Annotated in this window: 16 protein-coding genes; 10 read left to right on the top strand and 6 right to left on the bottom strand. The window is 60.7% G+C overall.

Translation table 11 applies throughout. The features are described from left to right. Nucleotides 1-31: 31 nt before the first annotated feature. The 3 genes from QZ511_RS00865 to QZ511_RS00855 are packed head-to-tail and all read right to left on the bottom strand — an operon-like array spanning nucleotide 32 to nucleotide 5,006. Nucleotides 32-835: a CLCA_X family protein gene (locus QZ511_RS00865; RefSeq protein ID WP_295797566.1), complete on the bottom strand. Its 804-nt coding sequence runs from the start codon at nucleotides 833-835 to the stop codon at nucleotides 32-34. Continuing rightward, on the bottom strand, nucleotides 832-3,318 hold the full coding sequence (locus QZ511_RS00860) for an ATP-dependent DNA helicase (protein WP_295797565.1): 2,487 nt from the start codon (nucleotides 3,316-3,318) through the stop codon (nucleotides 832-834). Before QZ511_RS00860 ends, QZ511_RS00865 begins: the two co-directional genes overlap by 4 nt. Beyond that, nucleotides 3,315-5,006 (bottom strand): VRR-NUC domain-containing protein, encoded by a 1,692-nt coding sequence (locus QZ511_RS00855; protein WP_295797562.1) that lies wholly within the window; start codon nucleotides 5,004-5,006, stop codon nucleotides 3,315-3,317. The genes QZ511_RS00860 and QZ511_RS00855 overlap by 4 nt, the downstream gene beginning before the upstream one ends. A 211-nt stretch (nucleotides 5,007-5,217) precedes the next feature. Between QZ511_RS00855 and QZ511_RS00850 the strand changes: the two genes are divergently transcribed. Together QZ511_RS00850 and QZ511_RS00845 are read left to right on the top strand one after the other, a co-directional pair. After that, nucleotides 5,218-5,538, top strand: coding sequence for a DUF202 domain-containing protein (locus QZ511_RS00850; protein ID WP_295797559.1), 321 nt, complete (start codon nucleotides 5,218-5,220; stop codon nucleotides 5,536-5,538). Between the two features lie 179 nt (nucleotides 5,539-5,717). Continuing rightward, nucleotides 5,718-6,338 (top strand): NAD(P)H-binding protein, encoded by a 621-nt coding sequence (locus tag QZ511_RS00845; protein WP_295797696.1) that lies wholly within the window; start codon nucleotides 5,718-5,720, stop codon nucleotides 6,336-6,338. Nucleotides 6,339-6,360: 22 nt separating this feature from the next. Here QZ511_RS00845 and QZ511_RS00840 read toward each other — a convergent pair whose 3' ends face one another. From QZ511_RS00840 to QZ511_RS00830, 3 genes are read right to left on the bottom strand one after another with little or no spacing between them, the layout of a single operon-like run. Beyond that, nucleotides 6,361-7,572, bottom strand: a complete 1,212-nt coding sequence (locus tag QZ511_RS00840) for an HlyD family efflux transporter periplasmic adaptor subunit (protein WP_295797557.1) — start codon at nucleotides 7,570-7,572, stop codon at nucleotides 6,361-6,363. A gap of 11 nt (nucleotides 7,573-7,583) precedes the next feature. Beyond that, nucleotides 7,584-9,959, bottom strand: coding sequence for an FtsX-like permease family protein (locus QZ511_RS00835; RefSeq protein ID WP_295797554.1), 2,376 nt, complete (start codon nucleotides 9,957-9,959; stop codon nucleotides 7,584-7,586). A 5-nt stretch (nucleotides 9,960-9,964) separates the two neighbouring features. After that, nucleotides 9,965-10,681: an ABC transporter ATP-binding protein gene (locus QZ511_RS00830; RefSeq protein ID WP_295797551.1), complete on the bottom strand. Its 717-nt coding sequence runs from the start codon at nucleotides 10,679-10,681 to the stop codon at nucleotides 9,965-9,967. Nucleotides 10,682-10,818: 137 nt separating this feature from the next. Between QZ511_RS00830 and atpD the strand changes: the two genes are divergently transcribed. From atpD to QZ511_RS00790, 8 genes are read left to right on the top strand one after another with little or no spacing between them, the layout of a single operon-like run. After that, nucleotides 10,819-12,237, top strand: a complete 1,419-nt coding sequence (gene atpD, locus QZ511_RS00825; RefSeq protein WP_295797548.1) for a F0F1 ATP synthase subunit beta — start codon at nucleotides 10,819-10,821, stop codon at nucleotides 12,235-12,237. Continuing rightward, the gene (locus QZ511_RS00820) at nucleotides 12,186-12,638 is read left to right on the top strand and encodes a hypothetical protein (RefSeq protein ID WP_366935612.1); all 453 of its coding nucleotides are present in this window, start codon (nucleotides 12,186-12,188) and stop codon (nucleotides 12,636-12,638) included. Before atpD ends, QZ511_RS00820 begins: the two co-directional genes overlap by 52 nt. Before the next feature lie 20 nt (nucleotides 12,639-12,658). Further along, complete coding sequence (locus QZ511_RS00815; protein WP_295797545.1) at nucleotides 12,659-12,934, top strand: AtpZ/AtpI family protein; 276 nt, start codon at nucleotides 12,659-12,661, stop codon at nucleotides 12,932-12,934. A gap of 6 nt (nucleotides 12,935-12,940) precedes the next feature. Further along, nucleotides 12,941-13,648 carry a F0F1 ATP synthase subunit A gene (locus tag QZ511_RS00810; RefSeq protein WP_295797543.1) on the top strand — a complete coding sequence of 236 codons (708 nt, stop codon included), beginning with the start codon at nucleotides 12,941-12,943 and terminating at the stop codon, nucleotides 13,646-13,648. Further along, nucleotides 13,641-13,910, top strand: a complete 270-nt coding sequence (gene atpE, locus QZ511_RS00805; RefSeq protein ID WP_295797539.1) for an ATP synthase F0 subunit C — start codon at nucleotides 13,641-13,643, stop codon at nucleotides 13,908-13,910. The genes QZ511_RS00810 and atpE overlap by 8 nt, the downstream gene beginning before the upstream one ends. 13 nt (nucleotides 13,911-13,923) lie before the next feature. Beyond that, a complete protein-coding gene (locus QZ511_RS00800; RefSeq protein ID WP_295797536.1) occupies nucleotides 13,924-14,682 on the top strand; it encodes a F0F1 ATP synthase subunit delta in 759 nt (252 codons plus the stop codon). Further along, a complete protein-coding gene (locus tag QZ511_RS00795; RefSeq protein WP_295797532.1) occupies nucleotides 14,654-16,141 on the top strand; it encodes a F0F1 ATP synthase subunit alpha in 1,488 nt (495 codons plus the stop codon). The genes QZ511_RS00800 and QZ511_RS00795 overlap by 29 nt, the downstream gene beginning before the upstream one ends. Beyond that, nucleotides 16,138-16,998, top strand: coding sequence for a FoF1 ATP synthase subunit gamma (locus QZ511_RS00790; RefSeq protein ID WP_295797529.1), 861 nt, complete (start codon nucleotides 16,138-16,140; stop codon nucleotides 16,996-16,998). Before QZ511_RS00795 ends, QZ511_RS00790 begins: the two co-directional genes overlap by 4 nt. Nucleotides 16,999-17,005: the final 7 nt, after the last annotated feature.

Genomic DNA, 17,005 nt, shown 5'->3' with positions numbered 1-17,005 from the left:
TTTAGTTGCGCGAGCTTCGTTTTGCCGGCTTTTAATTGCCCTGAACCTGGCTTTTTAGGGCCTGGCCGAGTAGCCGGAAGTATTCGGAAAACGCCCGGTTGATACGCTGGCGATGTTCGCCCGTGGGGTAGAGCCCCATGCGCGCTTCATCTGATGCCTTGGTGCCGGACACCAGGAAATTGTTGCTGATGCTGGCGTCCTGTACAAAGGCCTCGAAGGCACGGGCGCTGATTTCCGCAGGGTCGCTGTAATAGATGCAGCCATTTGCCTTGTCTGCAGTACAGGATATACGGAACAGTTCGCTGGGGTTTTCCCCGCTCTGATCCAGCATTATCGCCCTGAAGCAGGCAAACAGGCGGTCATTGATCGGGTGGGGTACCGGTGTGGCGCCTTTCAACCAGGCTTCCGAGGCGTAGCGGCCGGAGCCGCGGGTTGTCGAACCGACATCACTAAAGGCCTTGTCGGCCAGGTAATGGTCCAGTGCGTGAAACCACTCGTGAGCAATGGAACCGGGGCCGGCATTTTTGGCCAGGGAAAAACTGCGGGTGGCGGGTTCGTAAAATGCCATCATACCGGGGCGGCCGCCGATACCGTACTGGAATGACAGTGTCTCGCGCAACGAGATCAGTATTTCCGGCCCCTGCAGGATACTCATCAGATCCACCAGCGCATCGTAAAACAGGCCGGCAGCGCGGTCCCGTTCTTCCCGGGTTACCCAGCGGCCGATACGGATCGAGCTGAACCCAAAACGCTTGCGCACGTCCGCGAAGCTTACCGGTTGGGTTCGCGGGCTGGCTCCACGGCGGTAAAATTCCCGCGCCAACACCTTGCTCACTGGTTCCCCCAAAAATTGTGCAGGGCGGTGGAAAGGGCATTCCCGTCACGACAGACATGCGGCCGCCAGTGCTCGGGAAACAGGTTGTAATAGAAGGGGTCCATAAATCGGTCATCTGCCAGTATCAGCACACCGCGATCTGACTCGGTTCGAATTACCCGTCCGGCCGTCTGCAATACCCGGGTCATGCCGGGATAGCGGTAGGCAGCATCGAAACCACTGTCATTTCCCGGCAGGGTATTTTCGCAGCCTGCGCGTAACAGCTCCTGTTCCAGGTTGACCTGTGGCAGGCCAATGCCGACAACGATGGTACCCACAAGGCGCTCGCCAACATAGTCCACACCTTCGCCAAAAATCCCCCCCATAATGGCAAACCCCAACGTCCGCTGCCCCTCATTAAACCGGTGCAAAAAAGCAGCGCGCTCGTTTTCGCTGGCATTGGGTCGCTGCTGGAGCAGCGCAATATCCGGGAAAAACTCCGTAAATTTCTCCGCTACCTGCTGCATAAACTGGTATGACGGGAAGAACACCAGGTAGTTGCCCGGGCGGCTGCAATATACCCGGCCGATCAGATCACAGAGCGCTGAAAATGCGTGCTGCCGCGCACGGTAGCGGGTGTCTATAAACGGACAGAGGAATACGCCCAACTGTTCACTGTCGAACGGCGAGGGTAACTGCAGATAGGGGGTTTCCGAGCGGAATCCCAGTTGCTGATAGAAATACCCCGCGGGCCGCAGGGTCGCGGAAAATGCGATAAGCCCGTGAAACTGCCGGAAGCACTGGGCTAGGTAGCTCGCGGGGTTCAGGCACAGGAGCTTGATCTGCTGTTCCTCCCAGGGCGCGCCCGGGTTTTCCGTACGCGTGATGCAGCGGTGCTGGTCAGCCTGCAATTGCTCGATACAGAGATAGCGATACAGGTTTTTCAGCCATTCGCCGATAGCGTCCGGGGCGGACTTTGATTGCTCCGATAACAGGCTGATGGTTGTCGCCACCTTTTCCGCCGCGCGGGAAACTGCGGTTGGGTAGGCCTCTGGTTCACTATTTGGCAACACCCAGTGCTCGCTGCCCGGTTCGCTGCGGGTCGCAGCTAACTTCCGATCTTGCCGGCACCGGGACACCCATTGATCGACGGCGCGTACCAGAGACTGAATGCTGCGGCGGAGGGCGGGGTGGGAGTCTTTGCACTCCGCAGCCGATCGGCGACTTTCCTTGCGGCTGAGGCTCGCACTGTACATACCGCGCGCGCGGTCGCCGAGGTTGTGCGCCTCATCGATCAGCAGCGCGCGGCGCTGCCCCTGGTCGAGTAGAACATTGAGCCTTACCAGCGGGTCGAATACATAGTTGAAATCGCAAACCACCAGGTCCGCCCACGGCAGCATCTGCAGGGACAGCTCGAACGGGCACAGGCGCAGCTTGTCTGCCACCTCTGCGATAGCATCCGGTGTCAGCAGCGGCGTTCCCAGTAGCTGCTGCCGTGCGTCTGGCAGACGGTCGTAAAATCCGCGGGTGCGCGGGCAGATGCCCTCCGCATCTTTGCTGCACAGGCCGAGGCTGCAGGCGCAGGTTCTGTCGCGGGCCTGGATTTCCAATAGCGACAGTTTGAGTCCATTCTGTTGCAGGCGCGAAATAGACTCCCGTACCACCGCGCGACCGGAGTTTTTGGCCGTGAGGTAGACCACCTGATCAATCTGCTCTTCCCCCACCGCCTTGACTGCGGGAAACAGGGTGCTGATGGTTTTACCGATTCCGGTGGGCGCTTCCACTACCAGTTCACCGCCGTCGCGCAGGCAGCGATAGGCGGCAACGGAAAGGTATCGCTGTCCCGCGCGGTATTCGGGAAACGGAAATGGCAATGCCTTTGCCGAGGCACGCAAGCGCTGCCGATGTTGCTGCCACTGCCGGCGCCAGCGGATATATATTCCCAACGCTTCGCGGGCGAAGGCTTCCAGCTCCGGCCAGGCAAATTCGCGCAACTCGGGGTAGGTCTTTTTGTCTTTGAGATTGTGCCACAACATCTGCAGGGCGATGCGATCATCCACAAGGCACGCTGTCCCATGTTGCAGCAGATAGCAGAAGCCGTAAATCTTGAGCTGCGCCCAGTGCAGTGCACGCAGCGACGGGTTCAGGTTGTCCGGGGAGCAATAGGTGGTCTTGATCTCATCGAGCTGTACCGGGTGATGGAGGTCGCACCGGGGATGCAGGATGTCCACGCGTCCATTGAGCTGTACCGGTTGTCCAAGCCATTCGTACTCTACCTGCAGGCGATATTCCGCCTCACTGGTTTTGGGGCGCTTTTTTTGCAACTTTTGGTGCGCGCGGATGCCTTCCTGGGCGCTGGGGCCGGGTGCCGAGTCACTCACCAGATCGCCGCAGCGACAGGCAAAATCCACCAGCTCGCCCACGGACAGGTGCAGTGGGGCGGGGGCACGCTGTTCGGCGTTTTCGACTGGCTCGGCGGGTATCTGTGTGTCGGGCGGACTCAAGTCACCACCTCATCCGCCGGGGCCTGGGCCCATTCCACATGTAGCACCCGGTGGGGTATGTGGTTGCGCGCAAAAAATGCCAGCCAGCGCTGCTGGTTTTGCTGCAGCCGGTCACCGGGGCCTTTGACCTCCACCAGTTCGTAGCCGCCCGTTGCCGGAAACAGGATCAGATCCGGCAGTCCGCTGCGGTAGTGGGTGATATCCCGCAACAGGCGCTCGAACAATCGGTGCCAGTGGCAAGCGGGAATGCGCTGCAGTGCCAATGCCAGCAGGGATTCTGATAGTGCGTCCCAGGCAACCAGGGGATTGGCTATGCCATGTTTTTCCCGGTAGGTACCCCACACGCGCTGGGCGAGGGTACTTTCGTCGAGTTCCGCCAGCCGCTGTTCGAAAGCCTCCCGGCGCGCGGAGTAAAAATCCGGCGAGCGGAAGTCGCTCGGGGCCACCTGAAACGGATTGAAGAAGGCCCCGGGAAGCGGGGCAAAAAGAATGTCCCAGACATAGAGTCCCAACACGCCGTTAAACAGGCAGTTCTCCACGTAAAAACACTGTGTCGAGTTACCGCCAGTCTGCTGCAACCAGTCCGCCGCCAGCAATTCCACGCATTCCTGCATCGGGGGCACGGTGACGGTTTCCGTGGGTGGCTGGTAGCGCTCAGGTGCAGCCCAGTCTTCCAGCCGCTTCTCGCGTTTTGCCGTGCGGTAGCCAAAGCTTTCCGCAAACACCTGCTCCGCTTCACTGGAGGGGGCAGCCAGGATTTCGCGACACAGCGACAGGCCCCTGTCGATTTCCCCTGACTTGACCGCGATGCGCGCGCGGCGCTCACGGGCCGGAGGGTGGATACATTCCCGGTATAACCGCTCCGCCGCATCCAGTGCTTCAAGGCGTTCGAGCTGTCGCCCCAGGGCCAGCCGCAGGCGGTCCACCCGGCGGCGCAGGGTGGTGTCGCTATCCGGCACCGTGGGGAGTTGCAACGCCAGCCCAAGTATGGCTTCACAACCGCTTTCCACGGCCTCATCCTGCTGTGCCAGACACGCGTAATATCTCTGGTGCCGTTCGATCTGGGCGCGGCTCTGGAATGGCAGGTTGTGCTTGTCGAGGGGGTAGCGTTCGTACTGGTACAGGCCCAGGTCCCGCAGCACCCAGTCGGTCAGGTCCTGGTTCAGGTTGCCGAAGAAGCACAACTTGAAGGTTTCAAAGTGTTCCGCGCCCTGGACTGCAAGTACGGTCTCGCCATCAGCAAAAACTGCGGGATCTTGCGCCTGGTCCAGCAACGCCTGTTCCAGCGCCGGACGTTTGATGGACCGGGGCAGGGGAACCAGGCTCCGGGGCATCAGTTCGGCTTTCGTGAACAGCGGGAGTATTTCTGCCAGGGGAAGGGCGGGGTTGTGCTGCAAGAGCCCGACACCCCGCAGCTCTTCTGTAGCCGCGGCCAGGTCGTCGATTTCCGGGTACGCGAGCTTGTCCTGCCGAAACAGGGCACCTGCAGAGGACGGCACGCCCTTGCGGGACAGCAGCCTCACATAGAGCCGCTGACTGTCCGGCGCCGCAGCATGGAAGTGGTCGAAAAGTGCCCGCTCATCTGGTGACAACAGTGGCTGGTAGCGGGACATCACGAATTCCAGCAATGCGCAGAAATTGACCAGATAATAATCCGGAGCAAGTTCAATTGGGGTGGGCGAGGGCATGATGGTCTGATTCGCGTGCGCGGCTAGTGGGCAAACTCGGGATCGTACTGTGAGCTGTATGGTTATACAGCACTTCGATGCGAGGAACAAACGCGGATGCGACCGTGTATTCGCGACAATCCCCGAGCGGCCTGCATAGACCATGAATGGATCGCCGGTCGGAGTCTAGACTTCTACTTCGAAACAGCACCAACCCTTACCGGAACCGCATATGATTCGTAACTTTCAGGAGCATGCGGCCAATGAGCGCACTTTCCTCGCCTGGATTCGTACCGCCATTGCTGTGGTAGGCTTTGGCATTGCGATCGGGCGGCTGGGCAGCCGGATACCTTCTCCTTGGACAGAAGTTGCGCTGTTTGTAACTGGCGGGGTTGTGGTTTTCCTGTCTTACCTGCGGATGCGCGCCAAGCAAAAGGAGATCGATACTCCGGGGGAATTTTCGGCCGAAGAGCGGCCGTTTGATCTGCTGCTACTCGCCCTGGTCTGCAGCATGTTTGCATTGATGGCTTTCTTCACCCTGCATCTTGTTTAGCCATTCTTCTTTTACAATCATTCAATTCCGGGAAACTAATCGCCGCACTACCTCATTTGGGAAAGAAGAAGAGACTCCTTGGGCTGGGCTGCTGCAATGAGTGCTGTCGGCTATAAGAGGGGAAATTCGTGAAAAATGTCATTGCCGGGTTAAATACGGAAAGCTGAATTGTGAGATTGATGATTGTGGGCGCCACCGGCCTGGTGGGTGGCCATGTACTGGATCTGGCGCTGGCGGACGAATCTGTGGAGCAGGTAGTCGCACCCGTGCGGCAGCCGCTTTCTGCGCGTCCAAAGCTCCTTACACCTAAGGTGGATTTTGATCGGTTGCCTTCCGGAGCGGACTGGTGGCAAGTAGATGCGGTGATCTGTGCACTGGGTACCACCATGGGCAAGGCTGGATCGCGGGAGGCATTTGCCCGGGTGGACCACGATTATCCGCTGGCCATTGCGCAACTGGCCCATCGCAATGGCGTTACAACCTATGTGCTGAATTCAGCCCTCGGCGCGGATCCGAATTCACGCTTCTTCTACAACCGCGTAAAGGGCCAGCTTGAGCGAGACCTGCAACGGGTCAGGTTTGAATCGCTGACGCTGGTACGCCCGGGACTCATCGGCGGACACCGGGAGGAGTTCCGCCCGGGTGAACGGGTGCTGGCTGTGTGTCTCGGCCTGCTCGGCCCGGTGCTGCCGCGACGCTGGCGGATCAATCCCGCGAAAAATATTGCCGCTGCGCTGCTGACGGCAGCACTCGAACACGATCCAGGTATTCATACGGTGGAATCCCAGCACCTAATTTGAATATGTTACGTGCGCTGCCGGATTAAAGCGCCCGTTTAGTCAGTTTTACCCCGTCGGCAATCCGCTCACTGGGATGAAGTACGATGACCTCTCCGGGCTTTACCCCCGACAGGATTTCTGCGGTCTGGCCATTGTTGTGCCCGATCTCGATTTCCGTGCGCACCGCGCGATCACCGATCACCCGGAACAGCGCCCAGGCTTTCTGATGGCGGAAGAGGGCACCGGTGGGCACCTGCATGACATCGTCTGCGCGCCAGGTCTCGATCGCCGCATCCACCCGGTAGCCGTGTCCGAGGCGTGACCAGGTCTGTGCGGGATCGGTGATGTCGACGATCACATTGACCCGCTGCTCCTCAATCCCCAGCGCGGAAATCTTGGTAAATCCGTAGGGTTCCACCAGTCGTACGCTGCCATTGAGAGGGCGATCACCGCCCCAGTTGCTGATAACGACGGACGCGCCCGGCTGCACCTTGACCGCATCCCGGGACAGCAGGTCGATGACTATTTCCAGTTCACCGGGGTTGCCAATTTCCAGCAGTGGGGTGCCAACCGGCACCACGCGCTCACTTTCCTGCAACAACCTGAGAATGCGTCCGCTGACCGGTGCGGTAATCGCGACGGTATCGGCATCCCCACTCCGGGGCGCACCACGTGCCGGCCTGATCAATGCTGCGCGGGCATTATCCAGCTCTCCCAGGCGTACCCGTTCGGCCGCGTGGGCGGTATCCAGCGCGGCTTTGGCGCTGTCCAGGGCCAGTTCATTGCGCTCGAGTTCCACCTTGGAAATGTGTCCCTTCTCCGCCAGTTTGCGCGCGCGCTTCGCGTCCGCGCTGGCAAATTTCAGCTGCGCCTCTGCATCGCGACGCTCGGCTGCCGCAAGCTTGAGTGCGGCCTCGGCACTGCGGATGGCGGCCTCGGCCTGATTGCGGGTGCGTTCATCGAGAAACTGCGGATGGGTGGGCAGCAGTTCGGCGAGTTGCGTTTTCGCCGCGGTTACCGTATCGCCTACCTCACCATCGATACGCAACAGGTAACCGGTGACCGGGGCGGAAACCACGTATACATCGTGTACCCGGGTATACCCTTCATCGCTCACCGCTACCTGCATGGGGCCGCGACTCACCGCGGCCATATCCACCGGTACCGGCTGAGGCATAAACGCATAGATAAAAAACGCCAGCAGTGCGGCGAGCAGGCCGAGTGCGACAATGCGTTTGACGAGTTTGCGGCCCATATGTCCCTCGGCTACTCCCGTGTCTTCAGGACGGCAATCAGGTCGAGCTTCTGCACGCGTCGATTTACCAACAGGCCGGAGGCCAGTGCAGAAAGCACCACGACCAGAGCGGCGTAACCGTAGGTGGATGGGGAGATGATCAGCGGGATACGGAACAGCTCGGTGTTGAACGACTGCACCAGGGTCCAGGCCAGCAGGTAACCGAGGAGGGCACCGATGGGCAAAGCGATCAGGGTGAGCAGTGCCAGTTCGCCCAGCAGGATATAGGAAACCTCACCGCGGGTGAGGCCCAGCACCCGCAGACTTGCCAGCTCCCGTCCGCGTTCGGATAGGGAAATACGCGCGCTATTGTACACCACTCCCAGGGCAATCAGGCCGGCGAATATGGTGTTGAAGAAAACGAAGGTGCCGAGGCTTTCCTGGAGGGTGTCGTAAAATGCTTTCTGCGCCTGTTCCTGCAGGCTGACACCGGCCACTACCGGGGTATTTTTCAGGGCCTGATAAAACGCTTCGGTATGGTCCGGGTCAACCAGCAGGTAACTACCGGAAATGGCGGTATCTTCCTTCAGCATCCGGTTCATTGCCTCGAGATCCATATATGCAGCGGTCCCCATATAGGTTTTTACGACGCCGCTCACCGGAACGTCCAGCTCCGGGCGGCGCCCGGTGCGCACCTCTACCCGCAGCAGCTCTCCCTCGCGCACCTGCAACAGTTCCGCGAGCTTGTCCGACAGCACAATACCCTGCTCGGGAATAGGCACCGGTCGCAATTGTGTATCCACCACCCGGCTCAGCTCCGGGCTCTGGCCGAGGCCGATGATCGCCTCCCTGCGACTGCGCGGCCCATTGCGCAGCACTACCGGTATCGCGCGGAAGGGCTCTGCACTGATCGCGCCGGGCGCGTGCAGCACGTCCTGGATCGCGCGGATATTGCGCGGCTCGACAAAACTGACGGTCACATCCTGGCGGTCGATCACATTGAAACTGATATCCACCATGTAGATCATCGCATCCAGGGAAAAACTGGAGCCGATCAGCAATCCCATGGACATGGCGATGCCGATGCAGGTCATGGCTGCGCGCCGGGGCCAGCGATACAGGTGGCGCAGGATCATGCGCGACGGCTGGTCGATCCAGCGCGCGAGCAATTCCAGCCAGCGCGCAGAGCGACTGTAATCCGGCGGTGGCGGCGGCACCATCGCCACCGCGGGGTCCAGTTGCACCACTCGGCGCACGGAAGAAAATGTGCCGACTCCCGCCACCAGTAAACTGAATCCCACAGCCACAAGATAGACGTCGGGCGGGGCGCGAAACAGCAGGAAAGGAAACTTGAAGTAGTCCTGGTACATGTTCGCCAGGCCGTGGCCGAGCCACAGCCCCAGCACAATTCCGATAACGACCCCCACCAGCGTTACCGCGCCGATCATTTTCATATAGTGCAGGGCAACGGTGGTGTCGCGGTAACCGAAGGCCTTGAGCAGACCGATCTGTTCCCGCTCCGTGTCGATCAGGCGCCCGATCACAACATTGAGCAGAAACGTCGCAACCAGCAGGAAAATGGGTGGCAACAATTTGCCCATGGTTTCCAGCTGGTCGATTTCATTGGTGAGGAACTGGTCGGAGATCTGCTGCTCACGGCCGTAGGCACCGGTGGCACCGTAGCGTTTCAGCAGTCGGTCCAGACGGTCGAGCAATGCCTCTTCATGGCTGCCGGTAGAGGTGAGCAACACTGCCTCGTTGAAGGCCCCGTCCAGGTCGAACGCGTGCCCCAGCGCGTCGCGGCTCATCCACAGAACACCAAAGCGTTTTTTATCCGGGACTATCTCACCGGGGGAAATGGCGTACACATATTCCGGTGCCAGCACCAGGCCGGTAATGGTGAGCTTTTTCTTGGTACCGTTCAGGATTGCGTGCACGTGGTCGCCGGGGAGCAACTTGTGTGCTTCTGCAAAAGCATCCAGCGCCAGGACTTCCTCTTCCCGTACCGGGTCCGGATAGCGCCCCTGGCGCAGTACAAAGTCGTTGATATGGGGGCCGCGAATGGCGGGGAGGGACTGTATCTCCCCGGTGATCGGTGCCACCGCGCCCTCCACATCGAGGATCACTCCGGCGCGAATGCGGGTTTCGGCGCGGCGCACCCCGGGGAGGGCGACGATGGTATCCAGCAGCGCATCGGGGGCGCGCTTCACCGGTGCCCACACATTGGCGAAGCGATAGCGCTCATAGTAGGCCGCACGGGTCTCCGCAAGGGAAACCAGCATGCCTTTCGACATTACATACATGCCGATGCCACAGCCGATTACCAGTGCGATGGCCAGCGCCTGCCCCTTGATGGCCCAGAGGTCCCGCAGCAGTTTGCGATCCAGAGGCTTGAAAAGCTCGAGCATGCGGTTTACCAGCTCAGTTCCCGGGGTTCGCAGGGACGGGCATTCACTTCGGTATGCTGAATCTGGCCATCCGCCATGGTCAGTACCCGGTTCGCCATGCCGGCGATGGCGGCGTTATGGGTGATCACCATAGCGGTGGTACCAAGCTCGCGGTTTACCCGCGCGATCGCCTCGAGGACCACGATCCCGGTTTTACTGTCGAGCGCGCCGGTGGGCTCGTCGCAGAACAGCACCCGCGGTTGCTTGGCGATGGCGCGGGCGATCGCCACTCGCTGCTGCTCGCCCCCGGACAATTGCGCGGGAAAGTGATCCATTCGCTGTCCCAGCCCCACCAGTTCCAGCGCCTTTTCCGGTGACATGGGATCCTGCGCGATCTCCGTCACCAGGGCCACATTCTCCCGCGCGGTCAGGCTCGGAATCAGGTTGTAGAACTGGAATACAAAGCCCACGTGTTCGCGCCGGAACCGGGTCAGGTGGCGATCGTCGAAAGCGGTGAGTTCCTGGTTGTCGAAAAACACGCGGCCGTCGGTGGGGGAGTCCAGCCCGCCGAGGATATTCAACAGCGTGGATTTACCGCTGCCGGAGGGGCCCAGCAGCACCACCATTTCCCCCCGCGGCACCGCCAGGTCCACACCGCGCAGGGCATAGACCGTAGATTCACCGCTGCCGTAAACCTTGGTCAGGCCCTCGGCGCGAAATGCGGGGAGCTGTTTGTTGTCCATTAGCGCTGACGCCTCGAGCAGTGAGGGTGACGCGCCTATTTTAGTTGACGGGCCAGCGTGCAGGATTTGTGGCGAAAGGGCTGGAGATTTCTATCCTTGAAAGACTTCAGGCCACTTTGGATGCCGCGCGCAATACGATGAGTGAACCAACGGATAGGACGGGGGCAAGCACCGACACGAGCGCCATTGGCACCATTGCCGAGGTACACGGGCCGGTGGTGGTTATCCATTGCGCCAAGTTGCCGCCCCTGCGCCAGGCACTCAAGGCTACCATCGACCACGAGAGTTACCTGTTCGAGGTACACCAGCACCTGGACCAGCACCATGTGCGCGCCATCACCCTGCATCGCACCGCCGGGTTGCGTCGCGGCATGCCGGTTTTCGATACCGGCGCACCGCTGCACGTGCCCGCGACGCCCGATTGCCTGGGCCGCCTGCTGAATATTTTTGGTGAGCCACTGGACGGGGGCGCGAGCCTGACGCCGCGAGAGTACCGCAATATTCACACGCCGCCGGCGGCGCTGTGGGAGGGAATAGGGACCGGCGATATCCTGCAAACCGGCATCAAGGTCATCGACCTGCTGTGTCCGTTCGTGCGCGGCGGCAAGACCGGACTGTTCGGTGGTGCCGGCGTGGGCAAGACGGTACTGGTGATGGAGTTCATGCACGCGGTGGCATCGCTGCACAGCGGTGTGTCGGTGTTTGCCGGTGTCGGCGAACGCATCCGCGAGGGGCATGAACTGTGGCACGAAATGCGCGAAGCGGGGGTGATGGAGCAGACCCTGATGTGCTTCGGGCAGATGGACGAATCACCGGGAGTGCGCTTTCGCATCGGCCTGTCGGCACTGTCCTACGCGGAATACCTGCGGGATACCCTGCAGAAAGAAGTGTTGTTCGTGATGGATAACATTTTCCGCTTTGTGCAGGCGGGCAGCGAAATTTCCAGCCTACTGGGGCGCATGCCCGCCACCGTGGGCTACCAGCCGACCCTGATCAGCGAAGTGGCGGAGCTGCAGGACCGGATCCTGTCTACCCGGGCGGGCGCGGTGACCGCGGTGCAGGCGGTGTATGTACCCGCGGATGATATGACCGATCCGGCGGTGAGCGCCATCTTCAGTCACCTGGACTCGTCGGTGGTGCTTTCTCGGGCGCAGGCTGGCAAGGGGATCTATCCCGCGGTGGAGCCGCTGCTGTCCAGTAGCCGGATGATGGACCGACATACCCTCGGCGACCGGCATTACGCGGTGGCGGAAGGTGTACGCGAACACCTGGCCCGCTATCGGGAACTCGAAGACATCATCGCCATGCTCGGTATCGAGGAGCTGTCTGCCCGCGATCGCCTGATTGTACAGCGCGCGCGCAAGCTGCAGCGGTACCTCACCCAGCCGTTCAACGTCATCACTTCCCAGAGCGGCATTGCCGGGGTGTCGGTACCGCTCGAGACCACCCTCGGCGATTGCGAAGGCTTCCTGCGCGGTGACTACGATGCACTCTCCGAAGAAGACTGCTATATGCGCGGCGGAATGCGGGATGCCGTGGGGGAGGAGGCACCCTGAGTACCTTCACCCTGGAACTACTCTCGGCCGCGGAGCAGCAGCAAATTGGCGGTGTCGCATCATTTGTTGGCGAAGATGCTTCAGGCAGCTTTGGCATTCTAGCCGGGCACGAGCGCGCAATCACCGTGCTGCTGTTCGGGCTGGCGCGCTTTCGCCAGGTCGATAGCGATTGGCAGTATCTGGCGCTGCCGGGTGGGCTGCTCTATTTTGTCGATAACCACCTGAAAATCTGTACCCGCCACTACCTGATCGACAGCGACTACGAACGGATTTCGGAAACCCTGCAGCGCCAGCTGGTGGCGGAAGAGCGGGAACTCACCAAGATGAAAGAAAGCCTGCGCCGCATGGAAGAGTCGGTGCTGCGCCGGCTGTGGGAACTGGGACGACCCGGTAGCGAATAACCGATGCGACGCGGACAGCCATGACCAGGGACACAGACGAAGAACTGCGCGAGCGGGTAAGGCGCCAGGCCCGGCGTATGAAACGGGCCGAACGGGACCGCCGCACACTGCTGGCCCAGACCATCTACATCGGTACCCTGGGCCTGGTCTTTGTGCTTCCCGTAGTGGGCGGTGCCTACCTCGGACGCTGGCTCGACGGTTTTGCGAGCGGCTATTCCATGCGCTGGACCCTGAGCCTGATCTTTCTCGGTGTGGTGGTCGGAGGTGTAAATATCTATCTGCTGATCAGGGAATAGCAAGCGATGGCCGAGAACGGTGGCGAATTGTCTCCAGAGGTGCTGTTCCAGCTCGGGCCGCTGCAGATCACCAGTACGGTACTCACCACCATCGGTATCGTGGTGGGGATTGCGCTGGCGGCGGGGTTGCTGACGCGCCATCTGCGGGATCAGCCGGGCCCGGTGCAGACCGCGGCGGAAACTGCGGTGCTGGCGATGGAAGATGCGATCCGCGCGGTGGCACCGGACCACGTGAGACTGCTGTTGCCGTTTGTGGGCGGACTGTGGATCTTCCTGGTGGTCGCCAATTTGATCGGGTTGATCCCCGGTCTGCATTCACCTACGCGAGACCTCTCCGCAACTTCCGCACTGGCGATACTGGTGTTCCTGTCAGTGCACTGGTTCGGGATTCGCAGCCAGGGCTTGCGCAGCTACCTGCGCCACTACGTGACCCCGAATCCTATACTGCTACCGTTCCATCTTCTCAGTGAAGTGACGCGCACGGTGGCACTGGCGGTGCGCCTGTTCGGCAACATGATGAGCCTGGAAATGGCGGCGCTGCTGGTATTGCTGGTGGCGGGATTTCTCGCACCGATACCCATCCTGATGCTGCATATCGTCGAAGCGCTGGTGCAGGCCTATATCTTCGGCATGCTGGCGCTGATCTACGTTGCCGGCGGCCTGCAGTTGCAGGAACTCAAACAGACAAAAACACAAGGAGAGAGCCATGAGTGATATGACCTGGTTTACCGGGCTTTCTACGGTAGCCGCGGTTATCGGCATCGCCATCGGCGTACTCGGACCAGCTTTCGCCATGGGCAAAGCGATCAGCAGTGCGCTGGAGGCAATGGCGCGTCAGCCGGAGGCGGAAAAGTCCATCATGCGCACTCTGTTTATTGGCCTGGCGATGATCGAGTCCCTGGCCATCTACGTGCTGGTGATTATCCTCATCATCCTGTTCCGCAACCCGTTGCTGGAATATATCGTCAAGGGCTAGGGTCAAGTCCCGTATGGAACTCAACTGGACCACATTCCTGCTGGAGATCATCAATTTTCTGGTGCTGGTGTGGCTGCTCAAGCGCTTTTTCTACAAACCCCTGCAGGCCGCCATTGCGCGGCGCCAGGCTGCCATCGATCAGCGGATAGAAAAAGCGCGCAAAATGGAGGAGGACGCACAGCAGTTACAGCAGCAATACGAAAAAGATCTGGCAGCTCTGGAGCGCGAGCGGGAACTTGCACGGGAACAATTACAGCGCGAAATCAGCGACGAACGTAAAAAACAGGAGCAGGAGCTGGCGGCGTCGCTGCAGAAGAAACGTGAACAGGCCGCTGTTGTCGAGCAGCGGCAAGCCCGGGAATTGCAGCGACAGCAGCAGCAAACGGCCCTGGAGCAGGGCAGCCGCTTCGCCTCGCGTCTGCTGCAGGAAGGTGCCGGGCCGGAATTGCAGACGCGATTGCAGGCACTATTGCTCGATTCACTGCGCGAAATTCCCGCCGAGCAACTGGCCCGCTGGCAAGACCGGCTCGGGGCCGACGGTGACACCGTGGAAGTCGTCAGCGCTTTTCCACTGGAAGCCGATAGCCGCGGGCAAATTACCCAGGCACTGCAGCGGGCACTGCAGCGCGATGTCCACTGCCATTTTGCTGAAGACAGCGGGCTGATAGCAGGCCTGCGTATCAACATGGGCCCCTGGGTGTTGGGTACCAACGTACGCGACGAGCTTGACGGGTTTGCTCGCCTTGAGCGGGAAACTGTCCGTGACGGATGACCTGTTGCAACGCCGCGCGGATTGGCTGAAAAGTTACCGGCCGCGCCTGCGCATTCGCGAACAGGGTCGGGTGATTTCCGTGGGCGACGGTATCGCCTGGGTCGCCGGGCTTCCCAATGCCGCAATGGATGATCTGCTGGATTTCGACGACGGCAGTCGCGGCCTGGTATTCGATCTCACCGAGGAACTGGTGGGCGCGATACTGTTGGAAGAAACCGGCGATCTTACCGCCGGAACCGCTGCGCGCTTGCGGGGCAAGCCCCTCGGTATTGCGGTTGGCGACGCGCTGCGCGGTCGCATTATCGACCCCCTGGGCAATCCACTGGACGGTGGCGGCGCGCCGGAATGCGTCGGCTGGCAGCCACTGGAAGCCGCATCTCCGGCGATCGTCGAACGGGACTTTGTCAGCCAGCCGCTGTATACCGGCAGCAAGGTACTCGACACCCTAATCCCCATTGGCCGCGGCCAGCGGCAATTGCTGGTGGGGGACGAGGGCCTGGGGCGCAGTTCCCTGGCACTGGATACCGTGATCAATCAGCGCGGAAAGGACGTGCACTGTGTCTACGTGCTGATCGGCCAGAAACGCTCAGCGGTAATCACCACCATTGAACTGCTGCGGGATTACGACGCCCTCGACTACACCACCCTGGTAGTCGCTGAAGCCAGCGCGCTAGCGGGCCTGCAACACCTGGCCCCCTATGCCGGTTGCACCATTGCGGAATACTGGATGCGCAAGGGATTGCACACCCTGGTGGTATACGATGACCTATCCACTCACGCGAAAAACTACCGCCAGCTTTCCCTGCTACTGCGCCGTCCACCGGGGCGCGAAGCCTATCCCGGGGATATCTTTTCAGTGCATGCGCGACTGCTGGAACGGGCAACCTGCCTGAATGCCTCCAACGGCGGCGGCAGTATGACGGCGCTGCCGATCATCGAGACCCAGCAGGGGGAGATCGCCGCCTATATCCCCACCAACCTTATCTCTATCACCGACGGCCAGGTATATCTGGATCGGGAATTGTTTGCCGGCGGATTTCGTCCCGCCATCGATATCGGCAAATCTGTGTCACGCATCGGCGGCCGCGCGCAACACCCGGCGATCAAGCGCGAAGCGGGGCGGCTGAAGCTGGATTACCTGCAGTTCCTCGAACTGGAAATGTTCACCCGTTTCGGCGCCAAACTGGAGGCCAGTATGGAAAAGGCGATCCGAAGGGGCAGGGTGCTGCGCGAAATATTCAAACAGGAACGACTGGTTCCGCTGCCGATCGAGTTCCAGCTGGCGTGGATGATGGCCTTCAACGAGGGCCTGCTGGATAAAACCCCAACCGATCAGGTACGGAGCTTGCTGGAAAATCTGCAGCGGGCGGTGGCGGCCTCCGGACTCACCCTGGACGACAAGCGGGACCGCTGGCGCAGCGAGGTGGATCTCTGGTTAGGCATTGAGGAAAAGGCATGAGTCGCCGCCGCGAGCTGATGCACCAGCAGAAAAAGCTCGGCGAGGCACGGGAAATCGTCTCGGCGATGAAATCCCTGGCATTTATGGAAAGCCGCCGTCTGGCGCGTTTTCTCGCGGTGCAACGACAGGTGGTGCGCACCATGGAAAACGCAGCGGCGGACTTCTTAAAGTTTCATCCCGGGTACCTGGAGCAGCCGCGGTCAGAGGCTAGCGCCCAGCGCCAAATTTTCCTGCTGCTGGGCTCCGAGCGCGGGTTTTGCGGCAATTTCAATGAAAGTCTGCTCGAGGCTCTTGACGAGCGCGAGGGGCACCCACAGACACCGGACGTGATTGCCTGTGGGCAGAAGCTTTACAGCAGGCTGGAAGAACATCCGCGACTGATCACTGGCCTGGCGGGGGCGGCGGTGCTGGATGAGGTTCCGGCGGCCCTGAACGGACTGGTGGAAACACTGACCGAGCTGCAGCGCGGCGATAGAGAGATCACCGTGAGTGCGCTGTTTCACGACCCGGAGCAGGACCAGGTTGTGACCCGGGAATTACTGCCACCGTTTCAGAAGCTACCGGAAGCACAAGTCCCTGTTTCCCATCCACCACAAATCAACCTGGCCCCCCGGGAATTTTTGCTGGCGCTGGTAGACCAGTACCTGTTCGCGGCCCTGCACGAAATGCTGTACGTCTCGCTGATGGCGGAAAACCAGCAGCGTATGCAACACCTGGAGGGGGCCGTGCGTTACCTGGACCAAAATCTCGATGACCTCCAGCGTCGCGGCAACCAGCTGCGACAGGAGGAAATCACCGAAGAAATCGAGGTGATATTACTCAGCGCGAAAAGTCTTGTCCCACGGCGGGGCGAATGAGGGACTG

It is taken from the genome of uncultured Microbulbifer sp. (genome assembly GCF_913055755.1).
Lineage (GTDB): Bacteria > Pseudomonadota > Gammaproteobacteria > Pseudomonadales > Cellvibrionaceae > Microbulbifer.
Note: the sequence above shows the minus strand (reverse complement) of the source record. Positions and strands in the feature narration are given on the sequence as shown.

Excerpts from the sequence above, each read along its gene's own strand:
- QZ511_RS00830 (WP_295797551.1), bottom strand. The coding sequence starts at position 10,681 with ATGGACAACAAACAGCTCCCCGCATTTCGCGCCGAGGGCCTGACCAAG.
- QZ511_RS00850 (WP_295797559.1), top strand. The coding sequence starts at position 5,218 with ATGATTCGTAACTTTCAGGAGCATGCGGCCAATGAGCGCACTTTCCTC.
- atpE (WP_295797539.1), top strand. The coding sequence starts at position 13,641 with ATGAGTGATATGACCTGGTTTACCGGGCTTTCTACGGTAGCCGCGGTT.
- QZ511_RS00835 (WP_295797554.1), bottom strand. The coding sequence starts at position 9,959 with ATGCTCGAGCTTTTCAAGCCTCTGGATCGCAAACTGCTGCGGGACCTC.
- QZ511_RS00855 (WP_295797562.1), bottom strand. The coding sequence starts at position 5,006 with ATGCCCTCGCCCACCCCAATTGAACTTGCTCCGGATTATTATCTGGTC.
- QZ511_RS00840 (WP_295797557.1), bottom strand. The coding sequence starts at position 7,572 with ATGGGCCGCAAACTCGTCAAACGCATTGTCGCACTCGGCCTGCTCGCC.
- QZ511_RS00815 (WP_295797545.1), top strand. The coding sequence starts at position 12,659 with ATGACCAGGGACACAGACGAAGAACTGCGCGAGCGGGTAAGGCGCCAG.
- QZ511_RS00800 (WP_295797536.1), top strand. The coding sequence starts at position 13,924 with ATGGAACTCAACTGGACCACATTCCTGCTGGAGATCATCAATTTTCTG.
- QZ511_RS00810 (WP_295797543.1), top strand. The coding sequence starts at position 12,941 with ATGGCCGAGAACGGTGGCGAATTGTCTCCAGAGGTGCTGTTCCAGCTC.
- atpD (WP_295797548.1), top strand. The coding sequence starts at position 10,819 with ATGAGTGAACCAACGGATAGGACGGGGGCAAGCACCGACACGAGCGCC.
- QZ511_RS00845 (WP_295797696.1), top strand. The coding sequence starts at position 5,718 with ATGATTGTGGGCGCCACCGGCCTGGTGGGTGGCCATGTACTGGATCTG.
- QZ511_RS00790 (WP_295797529.1), top strand. The coding sequence starts at position 16,138 with ATGAGTCGCCGCCGCGAGCTGATGCACCAGCAGAAAAAGCTCGGCGAG.